Genomic DNA, 25192 nt, shown 5'->3' with positions numbered 1-25192 from the left:
TGGCGCAGCTGAAAGGCGCCGAGCGCAGCCTGGAACAGATGCAGCAGACCCTGGCCCAGCAAGAGGTGCCCGGCCTGGCCGAGTACCAGCGCACCCAGCAGCTGCGCGAGCAGATCGACCCGCAGGCGCAGGGCCGCTTCCAGGGCGATGTGAACGGGCAGAGTGGAATGAAGCCCGGCAGCGATGGCCGCAGCCCCGGCGAGCAGCCGGTGGAACGGCTGGGCAAGCCCCTGCTGCTGGCCGAAGCGCCGCACCACGTTGCCTGGACCACCCCGGCCAGCGCGGTGGCCTACGCCGGACAGAACCTGCAGATGACCGTGCAGCAGGACCTGCACGTCAGCGCCGGGGAAACCATCGCCACCGTTTCCGGCGGGCACGTCTCGCTCTTCGCGCAGAGCGGCCCGCTGCGGGTGATCGCCGCGCAGGGCCCGGTGAGCCTGCAGGCCAACGACGGCGAACTGGAACTGCTGAGCGACCAGGCCCTGACCATCACCGCCACCGACGACCGCATCGACGTGCTGGCGCAGACCAAGGTGGTGCTGCAGGCCGGCAGCAGCGCGATCACGCTGGAGGGGGGAAACATCACCTTCAGTTGCCCGGGTGAATTCACGGTGAAGGCGGGGGAGCATCCGTTTCTGGGGGGAGCGTCCAGCCCCGCTGCCATCGTTCCGCTGCCGAGGCAGCTTGCGCCACGATTGAAGTATCGCGGGAAGCTGCGTGTGGTGGATGCGCAGCAAAGGGCCCGACCCAGCACCTACTACAAAATTGTCACCGCCGCGGGCGAGGTGTTGGCGCAAGGCGTTACTGATGAAACAGGACGGAGCATTACGGTCGGAACCGAGTCGGACGCCACGCTTACGGCCTACATCGGTCATGGAGGCTGGAGCATCGAATCATCGATCGATGGACAGGATGACCCCTGCGAATGTTGAGTCCGCCCGCTAACAGTGCTCAAGGGAAACCAGCCATGAACGCGCCGCGCGCCCCTTCTTCAACAGGGTCAACCCAGCTTCACTTCTCGACGAGCTTCGGCGAACCGCTGGAATGCATCGCGTACCGGCTGAGAGATGAGCGAGGAACGACACATGTCGGCACCACCTCAGCAGATGGCCGGGGAGTAACGGTCTGCTCCGGCCATGACAGCAGCTCGGGCGAACAGGACGGGACGTGGTGGCTGCCTGTGTCTGGCCATGTGCAGATCGATATACGTCGCGATGACGGCTCGTGGAAGCACATTGGAAGCTTCTGCCATCACGCCCACCAGCGTAGCAACGTCGTGATCAAGGCCAACGCAACAGCGTTTCCCTTCAAGGTAGACCTCGCATGAACCCAGCCCAGCGGAAGAAGAACTGATGCAGCGCGCGAACCAGCCACCAGCAGTAGCAATCGTGCTCCGTGACCGGGACAACGTGGCCATGAACCTCTACCACGTTCCAGTCACGCACCATGTCGAGATCACTTTCACGATGAGAGGAGGCGATGACGGGAGAACTACTCAACTGATCAAGGGGCTGCCCTACGTCGTAGTACATGCGCGCCCGGAAGACCCCAGTCACTGGCGCGTGCTGGCGCGCCCAAGAGGCTCTTCCGGGAAGACATCCTCGCAGGGAAAAGCTCATGTGCTTCTCCATGGTGCGGGGAAGTACAGGATCTACATCAATGAGCCCACAGAGCAGTTTCCTCCGCGAAGCACCTTTCGTATACAGCAGCACGCACTTGCCGACGGTCGAAACAGTGGACGTGACGTTCAGCCACTGGTCGAGCTGGACGTGATCGAAGCAGCCGACTTGAGCCCTTCCATCCGTACCACACACCCAAATGGTCTGTCGCGCACTCGTGGTGGAGCAGCTGACTCCATCGCAGCGGACGGCCCCGTCCTACAGTTGATGAACCATCAAGAGGCCAACGGCAGAAGAGTCAAACCCTTGGATCTTGGGCGCCACCTTATCTCCTTCCAGGCGTGGGCTGATGCCTCTCGCACGTATGGCAGCGAGCACCCGCTCATCGAATCCAGCGACTATCGCGAACAGTTACGCATCATCTACGGCGAGCGATTGACCATGAACAGCGCAAGGGACGCTCACTTGCAGGACCGGATGTTTGAGCATGGCGACAAACAGATTGAGTTCAATCACCAGTCAACTACCGGCGGACGCGGGCGGCTCTCCTTCCGCGAAGACAACGGCCATGCCGGAAACCGCATGACTGCAGATGAGACCCTGCGCAGGACACATCCAGCAACCATGGAATTCCTATTGAGGATGATGCATGACCTGGACATCTCGCACATTCGATCTACCGGTGCGTGGCGCCCGCACTTCGGTTCCGTTCTGCATCGCTATGCCTCAGCACTGGACATTACAAAAGCAGAGGCAACGGTAGCTGACAACAACGGCCGCTTGAACCGAATAGAGGCCCGTTTTCATCGCGAGCTTGGCAAAGAGTGCAACCCGATTCCACCTAGAGGCGCAGAGTCAGATAGTAACAGGCGTCGGCGTGAACTTAGTTTCAGAGTACATGCGTACATAGCTCAGGCCAAACAAGACGGTGTACTGGGGTGGATCGGCGGACCATGGAGCCTAACGCATACCCAACTCGGCACCTTTGACGCCCGCGATCCTGGAGCGGTTGGATTCGTGACTGACCACGTTCACCGACACCATATCCATATCAGTCTCAGGCATGTCCAATCATGACACTTCTTCTGCTTCTTTCTCTCGCATCTGCAGGCGCAGTGCAAACACCGGCTGATGATCTTCCAATAGCAACCGGGAAAGACTGCCCACCGCCACCTGCAACCGTCAGGTTCCTTGGTCGCCGGTATCAGTGCGAACCCGAAGAAGGTGAGGATGCGTACAAAGATGTAACGCCTCCGGACGATCGCGCGCACTGGAGCCTGAACTTCGGTAACGTCGAACAGCCCCCCCTCGGTTCTCGCAACTTCCGCTGGGTCGATGCATGGCCATTCCGCTCCATCGTTGTAATCAGCCTTCCGTGGCCCGAGCCCAGAGATGCCTACTTCATCTTCGACCATAACGGAACGGTGATCGACTCCAGCGATGAAGAAGCGATCGGCGAACGAATGGCAGAGATGACGGTGTCAGGCTTACGCGTGTGGCCCACCGCCAATGTGTACTACCGTATGCCTACCGGCAAGAATCGCGACGCAGGAACGGCTCGTGATCCCATGCTGAGGGTAATCTATCCGTCGCACTTTGCACTGATAGTCGATCAAGGCATGCTCTGCCCAGTTCTCGAAGAATCCGAGTTCGTGAACTGGCCGCGCGACCGGCGCTCAGGCGACAACACCGGGACATACATCAATGGCCACTGCGGCGACGCCAAAAGCCGCACTTTCAGCTTCCCGGGGTTTGAGCATGATCTGCAGACGGACTATGAGTACCCAGGATTTCCAAACAGAAAGCGAATTCTGCTGTGGTCCTTCCAGCGCCATGACGAACCAGAACGTCCAGTGCGCGACCGACACGGGAAGTGCGTTGCACTTTGCGGCAGCGATGGGTCGAAGCGCTAGAAGGAAAGATTAGTGTGCGTGCTACCGAACTGCAGGAATCGACATCACCCATGAACTACGCCATCTCTTCCTTGCTATTCCTGTCAACTGCGGCCTATGACGCGCCTGCAGATGAGTTGAAGAGCCCGCCGCGACGTATCGAGTGTTCTGACACACCCGCCATCACCTTGGTCAATCGCGATGGGCAGATGCTCCATTGCGTGCGGGAAGGAGATGAGCCCTATCAACACATTCCTTTCCCGGATGACCGGTCGATCTGGCGGCTGCCTCTTGGTATGGAACATCCCATCGAACCCAGCATGCTGAGCTACAGTCCTGCTGCGGAATGGCCCTTCAGATCCATTGTCATCGCAGACGATCCCACTGCCATGGGCCGCGAGCATTATTACCTGTTCAACCGTGCTGGCGTTATCACCCACTCCAGTGACGCCGCTGCCGTAGGTGAGCAGATGATGGAGATTCGACTCGAGCAAGCGCGCCTATGGCCTTGGGCTTCGGTCTACTACCGAGCCCCACGCACGGCCGCGCTGCGAAAGTCACGATCATTCAACGCCGTGGCGCGCATCGATCAGACATCACGCTATTCCCTCGTCGTAGACGGAGGAGTGCTCTGTCCTGTGCTGCAAAGCCGCCTGTATTCAGACTCGGAGGATCCGCGAACTCCGCCGTCCTTGGAGGCAACTTACCTCAACGGTCACTGTGCACGCGCGTTCAGTGCCAATTCCCAGCTTGAGCCGCATCCGCACGGCCAATGGCTCGCCTACCCAGGCTCCTCGGCCGATGGACTCAACATGATCTGGAGCATCCAACGCCATGACTCGCCCGTGCGACCGATCCTGAGCCGCCGGGGAAACTGTCTGGCGCAGTGCGATGCCGGCGGCAGCGAGTAGCAAGCCGGAGATATGGCTCTTCCCGGCACAACGCCAACACCCACCGCATTCGGCTACGATCCCCCAACACCCGCAATCACCTTCGATATCACGGGAAACTGAAGATGCCTTCCCGCTTCCACGCGTCTCTACTGCTGGCAGGTCTTTGCCTGTCCACGTGCAGCGCTGCCTCTGCCAGGAACACCGATACACTGGAGCGCGCCTGCGCGGCGGCCGCCATGGATGACAGGATCGAGCTCATACCTGTCGAGGGCAGCTTCGTCAGTGCCTGCCCACCCGGTGATGACGAAGCCTGCCCCTACAGCGGCCGGCAAGGCAAGACGTCGTTGAGCGACACTCCCGACTTGAACAACGATGGACGCAAGGATGCTGTCTTGACCTACTTCGGCAGCAGCTACGGCACCATCGACGCAACCGACAGGTTGGTTCTGGCCCAGTGTCCGGATGGCATGTACATCCGCCTGTTGGAGGGCAGATTCACCACATTGATCGCCCCTGCAGCACCGCATGCCATCTGGCCCGCATTGGAAGCAACCCGGGATTGCCCAGTGGGCCAGAGTGGCACCGTGCGAACCGAACGTATGCAGCTTCAGTTCGATCCGACGGCGCTGCGTTATCGCGCGCCTGCGGGTGTTGACCTGCTCCACGCCTGCAGCGAATAGACAGACGTACCGGCAAGCACTGCGTTGCGCCGGGCATGACCCGGCGCTACCGATTCCGCATTTTCCGGCGTTGCCGCCTTACAGCTGGATGCGCGCCACGCTCTCTTCCGCGCCCTTGGCATCCTTCTCGCCGTTCTTGATGCTCACGAACAGGACGTTGTTCTTCGCATCCAGTGCCAGGCTGTTCGGGTGCGTCGGCACCGCATAGGTGGCCACCTTCTTGTAGCTGGTGCTGTCATAGGCCGTCACCGTGCCGCCTTCGCGGTTGGTCACATACAGGCGCTTGCGCGGTGCGTCCAGCAGGATGCCCAGAGGGCCGGCGTCGGTCGGGATGCTGGCCAGTTCCTTGCCCGTGCTGCGGTCGAGCACCAGCACGCGCTGCCCCGGGTGCTTGCTGACGAAGCCCTCGCTGGTCTTGGTCACGTAGTTGCGGATCATCTCCGAACCCTGGTCGGTCACGAACAGGCGCTTGCCGTCCGGGTCCAGCGCAATGTTCATCGGCTGCTCGGCCGCAATCTTGTGCTGCGCCACCACCTTCCCGGCGTCGGTGCCCACCACCACCAGGTCGGCCAGCAGGTTGCTGGTGTACACGCGCTTGTTGGCTGCATCCAGCGCCAGGCCCGGCGCCTTGGCCTTGCCCAGGCCCGGAATGGTGTCGATCAGCTTCAGGGTGGTGGTGTCCACCACGAACAGCACGCTGCCCTCACCCGAATGGCCGGTCACGTACAGGCGGTTGCCCGCACTGTCCACCACCAGCTCGCGCAGGTCGTGGGTGTAGCCGGCCTTGCCGTCCTTGCCCACCTTCTTTTCCATCAGCTGCACGGTGCCGATGGCCTTGTTCTGCGCGGTGTCGACCACGGTCACCGAAGTGTCCACGGTGTTGCCCACGTACAGGCGGTTGTGCGCGTCATCCAGCACCACGCCGAACGCCTTGCGCTCCAGCGGAATGCGGGTCTGCACGGCCAGCGTGGCCGGGTCCAGGCGCAGCACCTGGGACGGGCCGGCATTGTCACCGAAGCCACCGGACGAGGCCACGAACACGGCGTTCTGGGTGGGGCTGTAGGCCAGCTCGTACAGGCCCTGGGCGATGGCCTGGCGCTGCACGGCGGTGCTGGCGGCCGTTGCGGCGGTCGCGTTATCGGCAAATGCCGCCGGGGCGGCGACGCTGAGCGAGATGGCAACGGCCAGCGCGGCCGAGCGGAAACGGAAATGACGGGTCATGCGAGCATCCTTGAAAGGGCACGGAAGGGTGTCCTGGCTCGCTGGGCCGTTCTACGACGGCCCTCTCCGCAGCGGTTGGCGCGGGGTGGGCTGGCTGGGTAGCGGGGGAATGGTAGCAGGTAGGGGGCGCGGCGTCCGCCCAAGCCAGCGTGGGTATGGCTCGTACCGCGCTGACATCACCCTCACCCGCTTTCACGCCGCAGGAATCGCCGCATACGCACGATCAGAAGCCCCCCATGCACGCGCCGATCGCCCCCTGCGGTCGCGCGATCTGATCCTGATGCAGCAACTCGCCCCCGATTACTGGAACCTGCGCGGCACCTTCAAGGTTGCCGGCGTGCTGGATGTCGGCACGCACCTCTCGTTGGTGCGCCGCTGCAACGGTCGCTTCCTGGTGCTGGACAGCTACACCCCCGATGAGGCCCAGCGCCAGCAGCTGCTGCAACTCACCGCACAGGGCAGGCTGGTCGATGCCATCCTCAACGTGCACCCTTTCCACACCCTGCACTGCGATGCACTGCACCAACTGCTGCCGGCGGCGCGCCTGATCGGCACCGCCCGTCATCGCCAGCGCGCGCCGCACCTGCCGTGGGATGCCGGCGTCATCGAGGACGTGGCCACCCAGGCCGATTTTGCCGAAGACCTGGATTTCTCCATCCCCGCCGGCCTGGACCTTGTCACTAACGATGACAGCGTGCACGCCAGCTCGGTGCTGGTACGCCACCGCCGCAGCGGCATCGTCCATGTCGACGACACCCTCACGGTGCTGGCCGCGCCTGGCGTGTTGGGAAAGTGGCTGCCGCAGTCACGCCTGAAGTTCCACCCCAGGCTGCCGCGCGCGTTGCAGGCCCGGCCCGGTGCCGCCGATGCGTTCGAGCGCTGGGCCAGTGCGCTCGCCGAGCGCTGGGCCGGCACGCCGTTTGTCTGCGCCGCCCATTCGGCCGTGCGCGAACTGCCCGCCGAGGGCTGGCGCAGCGAGATGCGCAATGCACTGCAGCAGGTGCAGGGCGCACTGAACCGCCATCGCCACCGCCACGGCTGAAGCCCTCCGCATTGCCCGTCCGTCCACCCCTTCCTTCCCTCCCCCACAAGGCAGACCCGACCATGACCAGTCAGTCCCTCAAGACCATCAACCCCCTCACCGAACAGGTGCTGGACACCTACGCCTACATGTCCGATGCCCAAGCCGCAGACATCGTAAAGACCAGCCATGAGGCATTCCTGCAGTGGCGCCTGCGCAGCCGCGAAGACCGTGCCGCCGTGGTGGCTGCCATTGCCCGGAAGCTGGATGAAAAGAAAGAAGCGTTCGCGCAGCTGATGACCGATGAGGTCGGCAAGCTGATCGGCGACAGCCGCAGCGAAGTGGATCTGTGCGTGGCCATCTGCAAGTACACCGCCGAGCAGGGCCCCAAGGTTCTGGCCGATGAACAACGTCCGTCGGACAATGGCACCGGCATCGTCACCCACGCGCCCATCGGCGTGGTGTACGGCATCCAACCGTGGAATTTCCCGGCCTACCAGGCCGTGCGCTATTCCATCGCCAGCCTGATGGCCGGCAATGGCGTGCTGCTCAAGCATGCTGAAAGCTGCACCGGCAGCGGTCTGTTCCTGCGTGATCTGTATGAAGAAGCCGGCTTGCCCAAGGGACTGTTCGGCGTGCTGCTCATCAGCCATGACCAGTCCGATGCCATCATCGATCACAACCTGGTGCGCGCGGTAACCCTTACGGGTAGTGAGAAGGCCGGGCGCACCGTCGCCGAAAAGGCCGGCAAGGCGCTGAAGAAGACCATGCTCGAACTCGGCTCCAATGATGCCTATCTGGTGCTGGACGATGCCGACCTGGAGCTGGCGGTGAAGACCTGCGTCAAAGGCCGCCTGTTCAACAACGGCCAGACCTGCGTCAACGCCAAGCGCTTCATCGTGACCGAAAAAAACTACGACGCCTTTGTTGAAGCCTACGCCAAGCAGTTCGCGCAGATCCGCATGGGCGACCCGAACGATTCCACCACCCAGCTCGGCCCGATGGTGTCCAAGGCCCAGCGTGACACCCTGCATGAACAGGTCAGCAAGAGCGTTGCCCAGGGCGCGCGGCTGGTCGTGGGTGGCGAGGTGCCGGCTCAGACCGGCTGGTTCTACCCCGCCACGGTGCTGGCCGACGTCGCACCGGGCCAGGTGGCCTATGAAGATGAACTGTTCGGCCCCGCCGCGGCCATCATCAAAGCCAAGGATGATGACGATGCCATGCGGATCGCCAACGACAGCCGCTACGGGTTGGGCGGCGGTATCTTCAGCCGCGATGTGAAGCGTGCCCGCGAGCTGGCCACCACCTACTTCGACACCGGCATGGTGTGCATCAACGGCTTCAACGTGGCGGGCCCCACCCTGCCCTTCGGCGGCGTGAAGGCTTCCGGCTACGGGCGCGAGCACGGCCCCGAGGGCTTGAAGGAATTCGTCAACATCAAGTCGATCACCTTGCCGGCGGCCCCGTGAGCACATCCCTGCGCTGCGATGTGGCCATCATCGGCGCCGGTACGGCAGGCCTGGCGGCCGAGCGTGCCGCGCGCCGCAACGGCGCGTCCACCCTGCTCATCGATCCACACTTCAATGGCACCACGTGTGCCAACGTCGGCTGCATGCCCTCCAAGCTGTTGCTCGCCGCCGCGAAGCAGGCCGAGCGCGTGCGCCGCTCGGATCTGTTCGGCATCCACGTGGAAGGCATGCAGATTGACGGCGCGGCGGTGATGCAGCGCGTACGTGCCGAACGGGATCGCTTCGCAGCGCTGACCCGCAAGCAGATCGACAAGCTGGATCCCGCCACGCGGCTGACCGGTCGCGCGCGGTTTGCCGGCCCGACCACGCTGGAACTGGATGACGGCCGACGGATCGAGGCACGCGCCATCATCATCGCCACCGGCTCGGCGCCTTCCCTGCCACCGCCGTTTGCCGCACTGGGCGATCGCGTGCTGACCAATGAAAGTCTGTTCGAGCTGAAGCAGCTTCCCGCGCGCGTGGCAGTGGTAGGCACCGGCTCGCTGGGCCTGGAATTTGCCCAGGCACTGGCCCGGCTGGGTGTGCAGGTCACCCTGCTGGGCAACGACACCCAATTGGCCAAGCTGCGCTGCCCGCGCGTGCACGACGCACTGCTGGCGGTACTGAAGCGGGACATGGACATCCACCTCGGCGTGGACGTACACCCGGAGCAGAGCGATGAAGGCGTGCGCGTGCGCTGGACCAGCAAAGACGCAGCGGATGGCAGCGTGCAGGTGGACTACGTGGTGGCCGCGCTGGGGCGGCCGCCCAACCTGGAAGGCATGGCGCTGGACAAGGCAAAGCTGAAGCTGGATGAGCACGGCGTGCCCTGCCACGATCGCGAGACCATGCGCTGCGGCGACAGCGCCGTGTTTCTTGCAGGCGACGTCGCCGCCGATCTGCCATTGCTGCACGAGGCGTCCAGCGATGGCGCCATCGCCGGCCGCAATGCCGTGGCCCTGCCGGCCCGCATCACGGTGAAACGCCATGTACCGTTGAGCATTACCTTTACCGACCCGCCCGTGGCCAGCATCGGCCAATCCGAAGAAGAGGGCGCCGTGACCGGAACGGCCGATTTTGACGACCAGGGCCGCGCGCGCGTGGAGGGCGTCAACGAAGGCACGCTGACCCTGTACGCGGCGGCGCCGGAGGGCAGGCTGATTGGCGCCGACCTGGCGGCCCCTGCGGGTGAGCACCTGGCGCACCTGTTGGCATGGGCAGTGGAAACCGGCTGTACCGCCAGCCGGCTGTTGGAACTGCCGTTCTACCACCCGACCATGGAGGAAGGCTTGAAGCAGGCCCTGCGCAGCATCTGCGCAGCAACGCCCATCACGCTGCCGGCCGACCATGATGCGGGTGCGCCTTCGGGCGGGTGATGCGGTGAGGCGCGCTTACTCCCACAGTCCGCGCGCCTTTACCTCCTTCACGATGTCCACCATCACCCTGCGCTCGCCAAGCTGTGCCAGGAACAGGAGGTGCTCGGCGGCCTTGACCTTCTGCAGGTGATCCAAGCGGCACGGTCCGCCCAGCGCGAGTGCAGGAACGAAGCCGTACATCTCGTCGTGGGCGAGCGTGCCGAGCAGCGTCACGGCACGGTTGAAGAGAGGGATGCCGTTGTCGTCTGTCTGATCGACGCCGTCCAGCTTCATAAAAGCAAGCCACATTGATATCAGGTGATCTCCCTTCCCTTCATTCATCCATCGAGATTTGTCCGAGGGAAAAATCATTGCCCATGGGCAATTGATGGTCAGGCTCCGCCCCCTCTTCGTGCCCCAAAGGGTCAAATCACCGAATGCGGTGCGGCCGATGACGGAGTAGTGATCTTTGCCATCGAACTCGGTCCCGTACAGCCATGCACTGAGGGCCTCGGTGTACTCGTCCGGGTCGGTCATCCAGAATCGTCCCCCGCCATAGCCTGCGAAGCCGTACGCCTGCCAGTAGTCCAGCAGCTTGTTGGGCACCTTTCCTCGGTAATGCTTAAGCCTTGATGGAGGCACGGGCCGGGCGTCAATGGCAGGGCCAAAGCCCTTGTCCGCGTAGAAGTACTCGAAATCCTCATCAACTATTCTCACGCCTACTACTCCCACAGCCCGCGCGCCTTCACTTCTTTGACGATATCCACCATCACCCTCCGCTCTCCAAGCTGTGCCAGGAACAGGAGGTGCTCGGCGGCCTTGACCCTCTGCAGGTGATCCAAGCGGCACGGTCCACCCAAGGCGAGTGCGGGAACGAAGCCGTACATCTCGTCATGGGCGAGCGGGCCGAGCCGTTTCACGGCGCGGTCGAAGAGGGGGATGTCTCTGTCGTCCGTCTCGTCAATGTCACTTTTATCCATGAAAGCAAGCCACGTAGAGACCAGAAAGTCCTCTTTGCCCTCACTCATCCAGCGTGACTGATCAGTTGGAAAGATCATCGCCCAAGGGCAATTCACCGTCAGGCTGGTCCCGGTTCTTGTCCCCCAAACACTCAAATCGCCGAATGCGGATCGACCAATAACGTAGTAGTTATCTCTGCCATGAAGCTCAGTGCCGTGCAGCCAAGCCTTGAGTGCCTCGGCATACTCATCTGGGTTAGTCATCCAGAACAGGCCACCTCCATAGCCCGAGAAGCCATACGCCTGCCAGTACTTCAGCAGTTTGCTGGGCACCTTTCCCTCATAGTGATCAAGCGTCGATTGAGCCACGGGCCGGGAATCAACTGCTGGCCCAAATCCGCTATGCGTGTAGAAGTAGTCGAATTCCTCATCCATCATCTGCATCGCTCCAGTCCACCATTCATTTTCGTCGTATGACGCTCGCTCGCAGGTACCCGCCTGGCTGCCGCATCCAGATCCTCGATACGGGTGGTCTGGCCCTTCTTAGCGTGTCTCCATTGCCGCCCGATAGTCTGGTTCACCTCGCCATCTCCGAAATCAGCAATGGTGTCATCGCCACCTGCAACAAGGTCGGGATTGTGCAACGCGTTCAACGTCTTCATCGTTTCATTGGCGTAGTCTTTAGCCAGTCGTCTCGCCTCTTCGATCGACCCAACCGAAGGCGCCAGTTCTCTGGCTTTTTCAGCTTCGAGCTTCTTCTTGAAATCGTTTCTCGCCCTCGCTGCGGCCCTCCTGTCTCGATTCCGTGGATCAAACGCCTTCCGCGCAGCAAGGTAATCCTCCACACTCATATCATTCAGCCCCTGCTCCTGCCCCTTCAACTGCCGGTCCATCTCCGGGTACTTGGATGCCGGCAGCTTCTGTGGGCTGAAGCACGGTAGCGTCTTGCGCGGCATGCGCTTGGGCAGCCGGATGGTTTCCACCGTCCTGTTGCCATCCGGCGTCCGGTTGCCATCGGCCTGCCGGCGCTTGCGGTGCCGTAGCGCCTTGGCCAGGTCCTGGAAGGCGTCTTCCACCTCTTCCATCAGGTGCAGCAGGCGCGAGCCGATGCGTGTGGCGGTGCGCCCGGCCTTGGCGGCCGCGTAGCCAAACCCACCGGCACCGCCCAGTTCCACCGTCACCGCGGCCAGCAGAATGGACACCACCACATCCAGCATGATCTGCGCGCCGAAGCGCGCCTGCAGGCGCTCCTGCTCGTCCGGCGGCACGGCATCCCACCACGCCAGGGCAAACGCGGGCAGTTGCCGGGTAATGGCCGGGTCTTCAATCAGCAGGTTGAACAGCGCCTTGGCTTCGCTGGCGGCCTCCATAACCTTGCCGCCCGCCGCGCGCATCGCGGCGATCTTCCGGTCCAGCCCTTCGCGGTCACCGGTCACCAGCAGCCGCGTCCATTCCTTTATCTCGCGGTCGGTCGTGTACATCAGCACGGCCAGATCCACCACGGTCTCCACCGTGCCCACCACGTAATCCCACGCGCCCTGTCCTGTGCCCAGCGCCTGGTTGCCGCGCTGCAGGCCCCAGCGCTTCACTGGCCCCGCCGCATTCCATTGCTGCCACTCCGGCGCCATGTCGGTGCGGGTTCTCGCCACGATCGCATCGAGGGCTGCCTGCAGCCGCGCACGCGCCGCGAGGATGGGCGCGTCGTCGTCTTCGCTGGCATCGGGCTGGAACAGCACCTGCACCGTCTGCAGCGGGCCCACGATGACCTGCGGGATGCGGGCGCGGCCTGCATCGTCCAATTGGCCAGTCACCACCTGATCGTCGGGCAGCATCACCCGGTAGCCCACGCCGCGTACGGGCGTGCGGTCGAGATCGCCGTAGTGGTAGTGCAGCAGGATGTCCTGCCTGCGCGGCGGTTCTGCATCAGGCGCGCGCGGAGCGGTGCCGGTGGGCACGAACCCGGCAGGCGGCACTGCGTTGGCCGCCGTTGGTGCGGCCGCCTGTGGTGCCCCACCGCCGCCCGCCTGCACGGACACCGTGGTCTGCCGCGTGGCCATCAGCCGGCACCCGCACGCCAGCGAATCGCCTTCGCGCGCCAGCGGCTTGCCATCAATCAGGAAGGTGTCATCGCCAGTAACGATGGCGAAGAAGCCACCGTGCTTCGGGCAACTGGCCTTGTCGCCCACGCGGGCGATGGGAATATCGTTGATGAACGTGCTGGGCGCACCGGTCAGCACCTCGCCGCCCCCGGTGGTGCGGTCGCCGACGACGATTACCATCCGCTGCATCTGCTCTCCTTCGCGTGCTGCTGAAGAAGGAGGCTAGAGAGCGGTGATTGCGCGGAATCGCTATGGGTTTGCTTTTGCGATTAGTCCTAAAGCATGCGGAGGAAATGCGTGCTTGGCACCACAGAAAGCATCCCTGCGCGAGTTCCGAGGCGAGCCGTTTGCGACAGTGCGACGCGCCTGGAAGGACGGATAACCGCCGGTTGCCCGGCGCACCGCACCGTACGCGTAGGCCTATCGCTAACGATTTCTCGCAATCGGCCGATCTTGTTCATGCCGCCATACGCTTAAGTGCGTCGGCAACACTCGGTCCTTGCACGAAGGGAAGCACCATGACAGACGAAACTCAGCAGGCGTCCAGTCCCACTACAGCCGTCGTTCCACCACTTTGGGCTCAACAGCTTGCGGAGGCATTCACGTGGGCGGAGAGGCATCCGGTGAAGCTCGCTGCGGCATCCATTGCGCTGCCGAGCCTCAGCTTGTCGTACTACCTGCATGCCGAGCACATTCCGCTCAGCATACTTTCGTCGGATGTCATCTCCGGGCTGCCGTCGCTGCTGGTTATGATCTGCGGCATCACTCTGGCGTTGTTTGCCCTGGCCCTTATGCCATTGGTGGCAATGCTGGAAGAGGCTGTCGCAGAGGGAGACGGCACCCTTCGCGTACTTAGGCGGCCGAGCTACAGCGTCCCCAACATCCTTCGCTGGCTCGTTACGCTGACCCTTCCGGGAGCCATACTTGCTGTTGCGATCGTGCTGATGGCTCGCCTGCCTGGGCACGACCGATGGGGAATGCCTGTGGCCATTTTGATGGCCGGGGCGGTTTTTACCTTGGGTTCTTTCCTATTTGGGAAGAACAACAAGAATCGCCATTGGATTGATCGAATTTGGTATTCAACCGCATCTAATTTCGTTCAGATGTTACTGTCACTTGCCGTCATGAAACGGGCGATCGCCCCGTTCTCCGACTCTGAGAGCTACCTCTTTATATTTGCTGTTCTACTCGCCTCGGTGACAGCGATGGCGGCAGTCCAGATCATTCTTGTTGCGCTTATCGAATTGGGAAGCAACGAAGGGAAGATCATCGCCAGGGCTTTCCATGCAAGCTTGGTCGTAATCTCGGCAATCTGCATCTTCCCTGCAAGCGGTGGCTGGTTGGCGGGGCGAGCGATCTCCAGCAGCGCATCAGGTGGCATGGAATGCCTGCGGTTGGTGGTCACAGGCGATAAGGCCGATTTTTCCGATTTGATTGATTGGAACAACAGAGGCAGCCAAATCACTAAAAAGCTGAGCATGCGCGCGGCGACGTCATCCATGTACTACGTGCGAGTGAAGGGCGAGTCAGAGGATATTTCAACCGTTCCGACTGACCGCGTGTCGAGGTTCGTGTCATGCGCCCCCGCGACCAAGTCCACCGGTGCATCTTCTGCTCCCATTACACCGGGCACCTGACACTACACGGCTTGATTCTCGTAGTGCCACTCCTTGCCGTTGTGCCACTGCGCTACATCAGCCTTGTGCTCTCCTTGCTCGATATCCGCTCGCTCCGTGCGTCCGTTCCAGCAGGGGCGCTGCGCATCCCAGCCCATGAGACATCCCCAGGCCATCCTCCCCTGCCCTTGCATGAGGATGGCCATGACCCCGATAGATCCCACCTGGCTGCACGCCTTCGACTCTGAACTGCGCTACCTGTTCGGTATCGACCACTGCGATGCAGGCATGGATGAGCAGTTGCTGCGCCTGTATGCAGACCTGGCGCCGCGCGATGCGGCGCTGGCCTTTGGGAGTGACTACGATCTGGAACGCGACGATGCGCTATGGCCGCGACCGGGAATCACGTCGCGCGGCTAAGCGAAAGGCGTTCGAGGCTGTCCTCGCAACGCTTTGCTGAACACCTACAACACAACGAGCCACCAGGACGTTGGATCATTCGCAGCCAGCAAGCGCAGGTCGCTCATCTCCATTTCGAGCTCATTGCGGGCCATCTGCCTGAAATGCGTAGCACGCCCTCAGTCCACCACCGTCGGGGAGAACCTGGGCGCAGCAAGCGCCACCCGCTCGGTCAGCGCCAGATACTCTGCATCCGGTTCCGCGGACCGAGGCAGGATGTCGCCGTGCAACTGTGCACGCAGCTGGTCCCAGCGCTGTGCCAGTACACGCCAGTGACCCTCGTCATAGGTGCCCTCGAACACCACTTGGCGCACTTGGATTCTCGGCACTTCCGCCTGGAACGTCGCATCCTCCACCGCAGCCTGCAGACGTTGCTGCCAGAGACTGCCAAGCCGGTCCACACGGCCGATCTGCTGCTCCACCACCGCCGGATTCCATTCCAGATGCAGCAGAACGACGGTTCGGCATGCCTCGTGCAGGTTCAGGCCTTCACGGCCGACCATGGACTGGGCCACCAGAACGCGTGGGAAGGCATGGGGCCGGTTGAAGGCAAGCTGCAGCAGTCGGCGGGTACTTGGTTCCATGCCGCCGTGCAGCTGGCGTGCGAAGCGCCCACCGGCATGCGAGTAGTCGCTGTCCAGCCGCGCCAGTACCGCCTCCCACTCATGTGACTGCTGCGCACCCACGTGCACATCGTCTTCTACTATTGCGTCGTCGGCATCATCGGTCGCGGTATCCAGATTGGCCGCTGCCTGCACCAGCTCCATCAGACTGGCCGTAATCTCCGATGGCGTGCCCGATTCAGCGGCCTCGCCCAAGTGGTCGGACAGCGCGCGCGCGACGATCGCCAACCCTCCGGTGGTTCCGTCGTGGGCGGTCGTCGCCGACGCCTGCAGAACCGCCAGCAACTCACCATAGCGGGTGCGCTGCCTGCCCTCCAGCTGCGCAATGCCGTCGCGCAGTTTCGCCAGCAGCCCATTGCGGAAGCGCTGGCGGCTGTTCTCCAGCTCGCGATAGCCGTCCCGCAGCGCCTCGTCCAGGGCAACCAGATCCACCTCCTGCCCGTACAACTGCCGGTGCGCCACGCGCACCGCAGCCGCTTCATCCTCCTGTACCACGCGTTGCGGCCACGGATGGCCCTGCTTCACCGCGCGCAGCATCGCGCGTGCATTGAGCAGCCGGGTCAGCGCCTGCATCGGGTCACGATAGCGTGCGAACACCAGCACCTTCTCATCCGAGGCCATGGTCTCGATGAATGTGATTGCTTCGGTGATTGCAGGGTGCCGATACAGCACGTCCTCGTCCGGGTGTTCAGAGCGAATCACCCGCCCCATTGCAGCCTTCCACCAGCCGGCCCGCTGCGTCCGCTTGTCTTTGCCCGTATCAGCCGCAGCATCAGCCGCGCCACCCTGCTGCTGATGCTCCGTATCCAGCGTCTCGTCGATCAAACGTGCGATGCCGTGGCCGTTACCCATCGTCAACCGTTGGCGTTTTCCAGCGCTGTCCTCGCTCATACGGCTGACGAACGAAAGCGCCTCAGCGGCACACACAGCCTGCCGCCAGCCCGTTGTCATCGACTGCAACCGCACCGGCAGCGTATCCACATCGCGATAGCCGTTGGTAGGCAGCCCCGTCTGCGCAACGAACCGGCGCACGGCGTCGTCCTCCCGCTTGTCACGCCGCAGTAGATACGGGTCCAGTGCGTCCTTGTAGCGCGCGGCTGCCGCCACATAGGCAGCTTCCACCTGTGCGTCGCACGGTGATCGGCGCAGGTCCTCCACGCCCTTTACATACGCGTCGATCGTGGCAGGCAGCGTTGCCTGGTGAACGTGAATGCGGCGCAGACTCTGCTGCCATTGCCCAGCATCCAGCTCAACCGGTGTTGCGCTCATGGCAACGCGTCGAGCGCCTGCATTCTCTACCAGCACATCGTTCAACAGCGTGCTCAACAGGCTGTCGTCGCCGCGGCTCTTATGCGCCTCATCGATGATGACCAGATCGAACACACCCAGCCCCAGCCCAGTGACGCGGTCCAGTTGAGGGCGCAGCGCGCCGCGTGCGTGGTACTGCTCCGCCTCGGCCGAACGCTTCCACACGGGAATCGACTCCCTGATTGCATCGAGCGTTGTCCGCCCCAGCGAACGCTTCGGCAGGCGCCCGATGTAGCCGGCGATGGAGGCACCCGCCGCATGGGTTTCCGGATCATCAAGCGTGTCGCTGACGTTGTAGCCGGAGGGCAGGCGTTCGCCCAGCACGTCCCGCTGGTACTGGGCTAGTACTTCCGGCAGAAGTGACCAGCGCCAGTCAGGAAGAGGCCCCGATGCCCAGCGGTTGAAACCATGCGACAGCAGCACGATGGGCTCATCGAACCATGGCTTGGACGGCGCATCCTGCGACCATGCCCGCAGGTACTGCGCGTGCGTGCGTAGCAGTTCGGGCGTCTGCAGCTTCGCACGCAGCAGCTCGCGCTGCCACTGTCCGCCCAGGCCCGGGGGCGCAACGATGGCCACCCGGCCGCCCGCACGTGTTGCGCAGAGCGCCAATGCCACTGCTATGCGCGTCTTTCCCATGCCAACTTCGTCGGCCAGGATCACGCCATTGCGCGATAGCCGCTCGCACAGCGCCAGCAGGCTGTCACGCTGCCCCTGGTTCAACTGCAGTCCCGCCTCTGCCTCCACCAGCGGGCTGCCCAGCAGCGCCCTGGCCTGCGCGGCCACCTCAGTCCAGTCCAACGCCAGCGTCATGCCACGCCCTCCACTGCTGCCAATCCCTGGGTTCTCCATGCCTGCTCCACGCGGTCCAGCATGGCCTCATAGCGCATACCCGGCTCCACGGTGCCGTCTTCCGCATATGGGGGCCGGAACGGCGCCGCACGCAGGGGCGACAGCGGGTTGATCCCCATCGCGACGAACGCGTTGACCGCCTCGCTCTCCTGGGCCTGGCACAAGGTCTGTTCCAAACGCACGCACCACCTCGCCCAGTCGGTAGCCGCAATGTCCACCTGACGCGATGCGATGCGTTCCACCATGCCCATCATCTGCCGGATGGCGGCACCCTGTGACACAGCCCGCTGGGCGGCACGGGTGCTTCCCGGAGGGCCACCCGGCCCATCCTCGTTATCCTCATACTCGGAGACATCGCCTTCCGGTTCAGGCACGCCCGGGAAAGACATCAGCTGCTGCTCTACATCAGCAAGCTCCATGACGCCCAGCGGCGTTGCCGCCACACGACCAAACGCGTCGATCACCGGCACCCACGCTTCACGTTGCTCACCATCGCGCTGCCAGCGCAGCCGCACCATGCGGGGCGCCGTTCCAGGCCAGGCATAGCCGCCCGCAACGTGTGCACAGGCCTCGCCCGATTCGTCCAGTACATCAACGCCGTCCGGCAACGGTTGCGCATCTTCACCCTTTGCTGAAGGCGCCAGGATGCCCTCCTCCCGCCAATGGAGGAACGCCAACGGTGCCGCGTCGTTCTGGCCGGTCGGCGGCTGCCAAGGCTCACCGGCAGAAAGCCCTGGCGCATCAGCGTCCAACAGGGGCCCACCCACCGGCAAGCGATTGGACAGCAGCGCAGGGTCCTTGGAATTGCCCCGCCAGTACAGATCGTCGGGGAACAGCACCATGCCGGCTTCCAGGTTGCCGCCCCCCGCCGACATCTTCTGCAGCATGCCCGCGTCGGTGAAATTGCCCGAGCCCATATAGAGCCAGGCATTGTTGCAGGCACCGGTCTGCTCGCTCCGGTTGGCAGCGAAGATGAACTTCGCATGCAGCGTCCGCGCGCTTCTCTCGCCGTACAGAGCAACATTCGGCACAGCGGCATGCACGGCAATGGCGTGGTCCGGGTGCTGGCCCAGATAGTACACGGCAGCGGCGATGGACTGGCAGGCTGTCGGTTCCACGTACAGCTCGACCTTGCCGCGCTCCTTCAGCAGATGGGCCTGTTTCAGCCTGCTTACGACCTTCACCGGAACTACCGGTCGCGCATTTCCATCACTCGTTCCGTTGGCGCTGCCCTCGTAGAAGCCCGAGCCCATCGCCAGGTAGCCGCTGGGCTTACGCTGGCGCGCGCCCACGGCGTCCAGAATCTCTGTAAGTAACGGGCGGGTGCGGCTGTCGATGAATCTTGGCAACAGTCCCTGCGGGTTGTTGACCTTCTTCCCGCAGGCCCGCAGCCACTCGTCCAGCTCCACAGCGGCATCGCCGCCGGTCAGCGGTATGCCCGCATCAAGCAGGCGGGTGTCATACAGGGCACGCAGTGCCGCGAGGAACTGCGTTGCGGCCTTGATGTCCACGCGTTCCTGCGCGCAGTCCGCCTGCCCAAGCGTTTCGCTGAACACCTGCAGGTCACAGGCCAGATCAAGGCTGTCCTCTACGGTCTGCCGGGTCCAGTTGCCGGTGCTCACCACCAATCGAACGCACCAGCGGGCGGCATCCTGCTCGTGGCGGAAGCCAAGCACGGCTACCTTGGCGTGCATCAAGCGGAACGGCTTCTGGCCCGGGTCTCGCAGCGGCAGATGCGCCAAGCCGGGAACCGATGTTGGCAACAATGCGGGCTGGTGTGGGTCCAGCATCAGTGCAAGGCGCACCTCGCCCATCTGCATGCGCTGCAGGCTGCCCAGCCCGGTGAAGCGGTCACCCGCTTCGTTGAGGAAGCGGAAATCCGCGGAGAAACCGCTGATCCAACCGAACGTACCCACATAGCCCTTCGGCGGGCTGAAATGGGACACAAGTGATTGAGGCGTGTAGTTTCCGCTGCTCATGCGACAGCCTCCTCGGTGGCATGGCCAGCTACATCCTGCGAAGCGTCCTCAAGGTCCCGCTGCAATCGATACAGATTCCGGATGCGGTAGGAAATGCCCACAGGTATCGGCTCCCCAGCAGCCCCCAGCGTGTCTTCCTGGTCGCCGTCATCTTCTGCGACCACCGCTGCCGTCGGTGGCTGCCCGGTATAGGCCGCACCCGGACGTGCACAGCCATCCACCAGGCGCAGCACCTGGTCATCACGCAGCAGCAGGTGACGCAGCGCTTCGGCGTCGCCGGAGACGCACTCGGCGCAGAAGCGGTTGGCCTCCGCGTCGTGATGCTTCAACGCCAGGAAGGCCTCAGCGTGGCCGGCTAACGCGGCCAGCGCAGCCCGCACAGGCTCCGGCAGCTGCTCCGACAGCGGCAGCGAGCGACTCTTGCGGGCTTCAATCACGCGTTCCACTGCGTCCAACACCGCAATGGCCGCATCCCGCACAACCACCAGCTGCGCGCCAGCGCGCAGATCATGCCAATGCTGCGGATCCAGTTCTTTCGGCGGCGATGGCTGATCCAGCGACTCGACAGTCGCCGGTTCACTGTGCAAGCGCGCAACCCATTGCCAGGCCCGCTGGCGGCGTTCGCGCAGTTCCGGGCTGAGTGCAGTGCCCTGCAGCAAGGCATTCTTCAACCAGGCACGCGCCGGGGACCGCAGCGGCCGCAGCGGGTGCAGCGCTTCGATCAGCCCTGCACTTCCCCACTTCAGCTGCTTGCCTTCCACCCAGCTGCTGAGATGCTTGAGCACGGTCGTATTGCCGGCCATCAGATTGCCGAGACAGTTGGAGACAAACGCGTCGAGGTTGTCATTGCACTCGAAAGCGTTGAAGCGCGCGCTCTGGGTATCAACCAGCCCCAACGAGGGAAGGGCCTGTGCCGTAGACATGCGCATGGGCTGGGACACATGGAAGCTGCGCTTGCAGGCCACCCGGTACTCGGGCGCCGGACCACGGCGAGGCAGCTTGTTGCGCCCACGCATGCGGATGCTCGACTCCCAGTTCGTATCGTCGTAGCCGATGATGCAGGCCACGGCTTCGATCGCGTTGGCGACCTCGATATGAGTGACCTGGACGCCCGGGTTCTCGACTCGCTTGGCCACCGCCATGCTCAGCGCCACAAACAGCACCTGCTTGGCGTACTGAACCCCACCCAGGCCCGGAACCGCCAGTTCGTTGAACTGTCGTACGGAACGGCCCAGACCCAGTGTGCGTGTACGGCGGGTGCCGGGCAGCGTTTCCGGGGCCAGCAGGCCCCACTGACTTCCTGTCATGCAGGTTCCTTCAGATGTTGTGGTGGGTACGTAAGCAATGGAATGGAACGCCCCACACGCCATGCGTATGGGTGCAGCACGTGATCGGCCCGTCATGGGAATTCTTGAGCAATGTTGCGTTTGAATTCGGCCCGGTGGACTGGCGCGTTCTCTGCAGCGCGAGCGTACAAGGTGTCGATTTCATGTCCTGAGATTGGCCGGGATCGTACCCATGGCGGAGCTGCTCGCCGTCCCATCCCGTGAGACACCCGAGCGTCATCATCCCCGGCCCCCAGGAGGATGGCCATGACCAAGATCGACGCTGAGTGGCTGGAAGACTTTGACGAGGCCCTGCTGGGCCTCTTTGCCGTGGACCGCCGCGATGCGGGCATGGATGAGTACCTGCTCAACTGCTACGCAGATCTGGAACCGCACGAGGCGGCGATGGCTTTCGGCAACGACTACGACCTGCCCCGCACGCCATTCCTCTGGCCGATGCCGGGGTTGGCGCTGCATAGCTAACCAGTGTCGCAATCGACCCGATACCGCCGGAGGGGCTCTCAACGTGCTGTCGTTTTTGGATCTGCAATTCCTTGTAAACGGTGCATTTGCAGGTGCAACAGCGGCGCAGCTTAACAACGGCCGAAACCATTGCACCGCAAAGCATTCGCGCTGCGCCGCGCGTGCAACAATGCCGTAAGCGTCAACACTTGCAGCCTCGCAGGGCTACGGTTTCTTGGCATCTCGCTTTGGTGCGAGTACATCTGGGCATGCCACCTGACATGGGTGGCGCGGGCGTCGAAAACCCGTTCAGTAGCCGGTGTGTTAGCGCTGGTCAGCCGGCGTCACCTTCGGGTGGCGTCGGCTGATCTTCCGTTCGCGTTCTTATATGGCGGGCGGTGCGTGGGGGTCTTCGGGCCCGCCGGATTGGCTACTGACCGGTTTTCGATCCACGCATCGTCCGCCACCCTTATGGGTGGCTCTGCTGTTTTCCTGCACGGAGCACTGCCATGAGCGCAACGAAACTCCCCGGTTTGAAGATCCAGCATGATTCGGCCAATACCGATCGCGATGATGAAGAGTACACGCCCGATCCCAACGGGTTTGTCGCCACGCTGAAACGCATTGGCGCGGGCGCGGCCTCCAATGGGCAACCCTGGCCCGATCGCAACCTTCGCCCCGGCCGCCGCCTGCAGTTGGCCGACGCCGATTGCGCGCTCGTCGGCCTGCGATCGGTGGCGGAAATGGCCCTGGCCTGCGAGCGCACGCGGCAGAATAGCGGCCCGCAGGAATACCTGGGCGAGCGGCAGATGGAGGGGCTGCTGCAGGCGGTGTTGTCGCTGACGTTGATGGCGAGTGAGCGGGTGCAGGGGCAGTCGTAAGGCCTGCATTCCATTGCGGGCTCTTGGCCCGCCGCGTCTCTTCGGTCCAGCGAGGATATTCGGATGAGCAGCGCGCCGCTTCATCGGTACGCCTGCGTTGCGATGGCGGCCGTACTGGCCGCCACCGCCTGCACGCGGGCACCGTTCAAGGGCAACGATGAAGACCTCAACCCCGTGTTGAAGGGCCGCACCACCACGCGCATGGTGGAAGGCCGTACATACACGGTGGAGCCGGTCGAGGCCAGTGTAGGCCGCCACCGATTCGCGTTTCCGGCCAATCTTTACTACAACCAGATCGCCGCGCTTACCGGCGGGGTGGTGGTGTTGACATTGATGTGGCCCGATTTCGATGCGGCGCCTCCGGGCGATTACCCTCTTCGCACAGAGGAGGATGGGTACCGACAGGTTTCAGTTGAGCTCCGGTACCTGGGGCATGCGCGAACTGCGGATTATCTGGCGCAGCACATCGGACGCGGCTCGGCGCAGAGCCTGGCTGAGCGTGTAGCGATGGTGCCTCGTCTGGGGCTGACGCCGTATGCGGTTGATCGGTCGCGGGGGGCTGGTGCGGGGCGGGAGTTGGAACCCGATTGGTATGTGGCGCGCGCCGGGGATGGGCGGGTGATGACGTTCATCAGTTGCGACCCTTCCGAGTACATGCCGGATGGGTTGCTGATGGAACGGTGGACGCTGGTGCGTTCAAATGGGGACCGCATTGCGATGTGCCGGCATTCCTGGGTGGATGTGGAACGAGGGATCGCGGTGGAGATGCACTATGCGCGGGTGATGCTGGTGGATTGGAAGCGGCTGGAGGGGGCGGTGGGCATGGCTATGCAGCGGTATGAAGTAGGGCGCTGAGGCTTCGGCTCACCATAGGTGCGCCGCCCTGATCAAGATGATTGCCCATGTGTCGCATTGCAGGTTGATAGATGAACCTCATGCAACGTTCGCCCTGCAACCGCGTCCGCCTGCGTCTCGGCTTATCTGTCGGGAATAGAGCACTCGTCTAACACGCGCCCCAGCCTCTTTCCCCGTGGCAGGGCCGTGGTGTGCGCAGCACTGCTGCCCTGCAGCGTCGCCAGTTATTGCTTGAGGGCCGAAGAGGTCGACTCCAAGCGCATTCGTACAAAGTGCCCATCGGTGGCTACCATCTGCCGGCTCTCGCCGGCCCAGGAGCGTGGAGCATATCTCGTTCGCTGGGCCTAGACGGCCGTCCGAGGCTCCTACAAGGCCATTTGCGACAGTTAGTGTCGTGTATTGCATACTCCTCTGGGAACGGCGCGCCGGGCGGCCGATGGGGGGGCTGGGCTGTGAACGAATGGACAGAGGACGAGCTCGCGGCCGCCGTTGCGGCCTATCGTCGAATGGAAGTTCAGCTGGCTAGTGGCTCTAGAGTTGAGAAGGCAAACACGTACAGGGATTTAGCCGCCCTGCACGGACGTACGCCTAAGGCGTGGGAGTACCGAATGCAGAACATTTCCCACGTTCTGGAACAGGCTGGTGAGGAGTGGCTTCCCGGATTGCGACCAGCGGCGAACGTCGGCACCAGGGTCGAGGCCATCTTGGCCAGGCTACTTACCCAGTCGACTGCCACTCCCAGCTTGGTGTCAGGCCCAACGAGGCATCTCTTGGAGCGGGAGGCCGAGTCTGCCGTTGCTTCTGGTAGCTTTTCGCCTTCGGACGTCGTTGATGAGCGGCAAAGGGTTCTAGCTGCCATTGTCCGCCGTCGCGGCCAACCAGCATTTCGGACTAGCCTTCTAAAGGCGTACGGAGGGCATTGCGCGATGAGCGGCTGTGACGTCGTTGACGCGCTGGAGGCGGCTCACATCCATCCCTACCTCGGACAAGCAAGCAATGCCGTGAGCAATGGATTGCTCCTGCGTGCGGACATCCATACTCTCTTTGACTTGTACTTGGTGGCGGTCGATCCTGACTCTCGGAGGATTGCGGTCGCGCCGGCACTGCGCCAATCAACCTACGGTGATCTGGACGGTTCAGCGCTGACATCACCGATCTCTGCAGACATGGTGGCTAGCGCTGAATCCCTCGCCTGGCACCGCTCGCAATGTTCTTGGATCTAGCCTGCTTGTCTCACTTCTTGAGACAGGGGAAACGGATGCTACGCGTCTGGATTTTGCTTGCCTCACTTGACGTATAGATCAATAATTGCGGCATGTCGGAGCCGGACACCGGTACGTGATCACCCTTCAAGAACTGGGCTGCCAAGTGGCAGCAAGACGCAAGCAGCTGGGCCTGAAGCAGATTGACGTTGCTAGAACGAGCGGCGTCACGGCCGAGCTGCTCTCTCGATTCGAGAGAGGGCACCTTCCTGAGCTGGGGAGCCGAAAGCTAATCGCGGTGCTTGCTGCGTTGGGGATGGAAATCTCTTTGAGTCCAGCAGCCTCAGCCTTTGCCTCGGAAGAAGCTTGATCACGTCGATACC

Annotated in this window: 22 protein-coding genes; 15 read left to right on the top strand and 7 right to left on the bottom strand. The window is 63.1% G+C overall.

Annotated features, from left to right (window positions below):
* From C1924_RS20500 to C1924_RS02215, 6 genes are all read left to right on the top strand, one after another.
* Positions 1-932: DUF2345 domain-containing protein (locus C1924_RS20500; RefSeq protein ID WP_254051200.1), on the top strand; the 932-nt coding region annotated here is incomplete at its 5' end.
* A gap of 35 nt (positions 933-967) precedes the next feature.
* Positions 968-1327: a hypothetical protein gene (locus C1924_RS20250; RefSeq protein WP_159094742.1), complete on the top strand. Its 360-nt coding sequence runs from the start codon at positions 968-970 to the stop codon at positions 1325-1327.
* Between the two features lie 25 nt (positions 1328-1352).
* Complete coding sequence (locus C1924_RS20245; RefSeq protein WP_159094741.1) at positions 1353-2696, top strand: hypothetical protein; 1344 nt, start codon at positions 1353-1355, stop codon at positions 2694-2696.
* A complete protein-coding gene (locus tag C1924_RS20240; protein WP_159094740.1) occupies positions 2693-3532 on the top strand; it encodes a hypothetical protein in 840 nt (279 codons plus the stop codon). Before C1924_RS20245 ends, C1924_RS20240 begins: the two co-directional genes overlap by 4 nt.
* A gap of 50 nt (positions 3533-3582) precedes the next feature.
* Positions 3583-4422 (top strand): hypothetical protein, encoded by an 840-nt coding sequence (locus tag C1924_RS20235; RefSeq protein ID WP_159094739.1) that lies wholly within the window; start codon positions 3583-3585, stop codon positions 4420-4422.
* A gap of 104 nt (positions 4423-4526) precedes the next feature.
* Positions 4527-5084, top strand: a complete 558-nt coding sequence (locus C1924_RS02215; RefSeq protein ID WP_108763880.1) for a hypothetical protein — start codon at positions 4527-4529, stop codon at positions 5082-5084.
* A 78-nt stretch (positions 5085-5162) separates the two neighbouring features.
* Here C1924_RS02215 and C1924_RS02210 read toward each other — a convergent pair whose 3' ends face one another.
* On the bottom strand, positions 5163-6305 hold the full coding sequence (locus C1924_RS02210; protein WP_108763879.1) for a YncE family protein: 1143 nt from the start codon (positions 6303-6305) through the stop codon (positions 5163-5165).
* A gap of 280 nt (positions 6306-6585) precedes the next feature.
* On the opposite strand from C1924_RS02210, the gene C1924_RS02205 reads away from it, so the two are divergent.
* From C1924_RS02205 to C1924_RS02195, 3 genes are all read left to right on the top strand, one after another.
* The gene (locus C1924_RS02205; RefSeq protein WP_108763878.1) at positions 6586-7347 is read left to right on the top strand and encodes a hypothetical protein; all 762 of its coding nucleotides are present in this window, start codon (positions 6586-6588) and stop codon (positions 7345-7347) included.
* Between the two features lie 62 nt (positions 7348-7409).
* Positions 7410-8795 carry an NAD-dependent succinate-semialdehyde dehydrogenase gene (locus tag C1924_RS02200; RefSeq protein ID WP_108763877.1) on the top strand — a complete coding sequence of 462 codons (1386 nt, stop codon included), beginning with the start codon at positions 7410-7412 and terminating at the stop codon, positions 8793-8795.
* Positions 8792-10210, top strand: a complete 1419-nt coding sequence (locus C1924_RS02195) for a dihydrolipoyl dehydrogenase (protein WP_108763876.1) — start codon at positions 8792-8794, stop codon at positions 10208-10210. Before C1924_RS02200 ends, C1924_RS02195 begins: the two co-directional genes overlap by 4 nt.
* Positions 10211-10225: 15 nt before the next feature.
* On the opposite strand, the gene C1924_RS02190 is transcribed toward C1924_RS02195, so the two are convergent.
* From C1924_RS02190 to C1924_RS02180, 3 genes are read right to left on the bottom strand one after another with little or no spacing between them, the layout of a single operon-like run.
* Positions 10226-10906 (bottom strand): GAD-like domain-containing protein, encoded by a 681-nt coding sequence (locus C1924_RS02190; RefSeq protein WP_108766940.1) that lies wholly within the window; start codon positions 10904-10906, stop codon positions 10226-10228.
* Positions 10907-10911: 5 nt separating this feature from the next.
* Complete coding sequence (locus tag C1924_RS02185; RefSeq protein ID WP_254051199.1) at positions 10912-11586, bottom strand: GAD-like domain-containing protein; 675 nt, start codon at positions 11584-11586, stop codon at positions 10912-10914.
* Positions 11583-13427, bottom strand: coding sequence for a PAAR domain-containing protein (locus tag C1924_RS02180; protein WP_254051255.1), 1845 nt, complete (start codon positions 13425-13427; stop codon positions 11583-11585). The genes C1924_RS02185 and C1924_RS02180 overlap by 4 nt, the downstream gene beginning before the upstream one ends.
* Positions 13428-13870: 443 nt before the next feature.
* Between C1924_RS02180 and C1924_RS02175 the strand changes: the two genes are divergently transcribed.
* Both C1924_RS02175 and C1924_RS02165 read left to right on the top strand, forming a co-directional pair.
* The gene (locus C1924_RS02175; protein ID WP_159094737.1) at positions 13871-14884 is read left to right on the top strand and encodes a hypothetical protein; all 1014 of its coding nucleotides are present in this window, start codon (positions 13871-13873) and stop codon (positions 14882-14884) included.
* Positions 14885-15067: 183 nt separating this feature from the next.
* On the top strand, positions 15068-15283 hold the full coding sequence (locus tag C1924_RS02165; protein WP_174208928.1) for a hypothetical protein: 216 nt from the start codon (positions 15068-15070) through the stop codon (positions 15281-15283).
* Positions 15284-15441: 158 nt separating this feature from the next.
* On the opposite strand, the gene C1924_RS02160 is transcribed toward C1924_RS02165, so the two are convergent.
* From C1924_RS02160 to C1924_RS02150, 3 genes are read right to left on the bottom strand one after another with little or no spacing between them, the layout of a single operon-like run.
* Positions 15442-18066 (bottom strand): DEAD/DEAH box helicase, encoded by a 2625-nt coding sequence (locus C1924_RS02160; protein ID WP_159094736.1) that lies wholly within the window; start codon positions 18064-18066, stop codon positions 15442-15444.
* Positions 18063-20084 (bottom strand): hypothetical protein, encoded by a 2022-nt coding sequence (locus C1924_RS02155; RefSeq protein WP_159094735.1) that lies wholly within the window; start codon positions 20082-20084, stop codon positions 18063-18065. Before C1924_RS02155 ends, C1924_RS02160 begins: the two co-directional genes overlap by 4 nt.
* Positions 20081-21391 carry a hypothetical protein gene (locus tag C1924_RS02150; RefSeq protein ID WP_108763869.1) on the bottom strand — a complete coding sequence of 437 codons (1311 nt, stop codon included), beginning with the start codon at positions 21389-21391 and terminating at the stop codon, positions 20081-20083. Before C1924_RS02150 ends, C1924_RS02155 begins: the two co-directional genes overlap by 4 nt.
* Positions 21392-21676: 285 nt before the next feature.
* Here C1924_RS02150 and C1924_RS02145 point away from each other — a divergent pair, with 285 nt between their 5' ends.
* The 4 genes from C1924_RS02145 to C1924_RS02125 all read left to right on the top strand — a co-directional run bounded on the left by C1924_RS02145 (position 21677) and on the right by C1924_RS02125 (position 25179).
* Positions 21677-21892, top strand: a complete 216-nt coding sequence (locus tag C1924_RS02145; RefSeq protein WP_174208927.1) for a hypothetical protein — start codon at positions 21677-21679, stop codon at positions 21890-21892.
* 488 nt (positions 21893-22380) lie between these two features.
* Complete coding sequence (locus C1924_RS02140) at positions 22381-22752, top strand: hypothetical protein (protein ID WP_108763867.1); 372 nt, start codon at positions 22381-22383, stop codon at positions 22750-22752.
* Positions 22753-22815: 63 nt separating this feature from the next.
* Complete coding sequence (locus C1924_RS02135; RefSeq protein ID WP_108763866.1) at positions 22816-23607, top strand: hypothetical protein; 792 nt, start codon at positions 22816-22818, stop codon at positions 23605-23607.
* 1338 nt (positions 23608-24945) lie between these two features.
* Complete coding sequence (locus C1924_RS02125) at positions 24946-25179, top strand: helix-turn-helix domain-containing protein (RefSeq protein ID WP_159094733.1); 234 nt, start codon at positions 24946-24948, stop codon at positions 25177-25179.
* The last annotated feature ends 13 nt before the right edge of the window (positions 25180-25192 follow it).

This window comes from Stenotrophomonas sp. ESTM1D_MKCIP4_1 (assembly GCF_003086895.1).
In the GTDB taxonomy this organism is placed as follows: Bacteria; Pseudomonadota; Gammaproteobacteria; order Xanthomonadales; family Xanthomonadaceae; genus Stenotrophomonas.
Note: the sequence above shows the minus strand (reverse complement) of the source record. Positions and strands in the feature narration are given on the sequence as shown.

Excerpts from the sequence above, each read along its gene's own strand:
- C1924_RS20250 (WP_159094742.1), top strand. The coding sequence starts at position 968 with ATGAACGCGCCGCGCGCCCCTTCTTCAACAGGGTCAACCCAGCTTCAC.
- C1924_RS20245 (WP_159094741.1), top strand. The coding sequence starts at position 1,353 with ATGCAGCGCGCGAACCAGCCACCAGCAGTAGCAATCGTGCTCCGTGAC.
- C1924_RS20240 (WP_159094740.1), top strand. The coding sequence starts at position 2,693 with ATGACACTTCTTCTGCTTCTTTCTCTCGCATCTGCAGGCGCAGTGCAA.
- C1924_RS20235 (WP_159094739.1), top strand. The coding sequence starts at position 3,583 with ATGAACTACGCCATCTCTTCCTTGCTATTCCTGTCAACTGCGGCCTAT.
- C1924_RS02215 (WP_108763880.1), top strand. The coding sequence starts at position 4,527 with ATGCCTTCCCGCTTCCACGCGTCTCTACTGCTGGCAGGTCTTTGCCTG.
- C1924_RS02210 (WP_108763879.1), bottom strand. The coding sequence starts at position 6,305 with ATGACCCGTCATTTCCGTTTCCGCTCGGCCGCGCTGGCCGTTGCCATC.
- C1924_RS02205 (WP_108763878.1), top strand. The coding sequence starts at position 6,586 with ATGCAGCAACTCGCCCCCGATTACTGGAACCTGCGCGGCACCTTCAAG.
- C1924_RS02200 (WP_108763877.1), top strand. The coding sequence starts at position 7,410 with ATGACCAGTCAGTCCCTCAAGACCATCAACCCCCTCACCGAACAGGTG.
- C1924_RS02185 (WP_254051199.1), bottom strand. The coding sequence starts at position 11,586 with ATGATGGATGAGGAATTCGACTACTTCTACACGCATAGCGGATTTGGG.
- C1924_RS02180 (WP_254051255.1), bottom strand. The coding sequence starts at position 13,427 with ATGGTAATCGTCGTCGGCGACCGCACCACCGGGGGCGGCGAGGTGCTG.
- C1924_RS02165 (WP_174208928.1), top strand. The coding sequence starts at position 15,068 with ATGACCCCGATAGATCCCACCTGGCTGCACGCCTTCGACTCTGAACTG.
- C1924_RS02160 (WP_159094736.1), bottom strand. The coding sequence starts at position 18,066 with ATGACGCTGGCGTTGGACTGGACTGAGGTGGCCGCGCAGGCCAGGGCG.
- C1924_RS02155 (WP_159094735.1), bottom strand. The coding sequence starts at position 20,084 with ATGAGCAGCGGAAACTACACGCCTCAATCACTTGTGTCCCATTTCAGC.
- C1924_RS02150 (WP_108763869.1), bottom strand. The coding sequence starts at position 21,391 with ATGACAGGAAGTCAGTGGGGCCTGCTGGCCCCGGAAACGCTGCCCGGC.
- C1924_RS02145 (WP_174208927.1), top strand. The coding sequence starts at position 21,677 with ATGACCAAGATCGACGCTGAGTGGCTGGAAGACTTTGACGAGGCCCTG.
- C1924_RS02140 (WP_108763867.1), top strand. The coding sequence starts at position 22,381 with ATGAGCGCAACGAAACTCCCCGGTTTGAAGATCCAGCATGATTCGGCC.
- C1924_RS02135 (WP_108763866.1), top strand. The coding sequence starts at position 22,816 with ATGAGCAGCGCGCCGCTTCATCGGTACGCCTGCGTTGCGATGGCGGCC.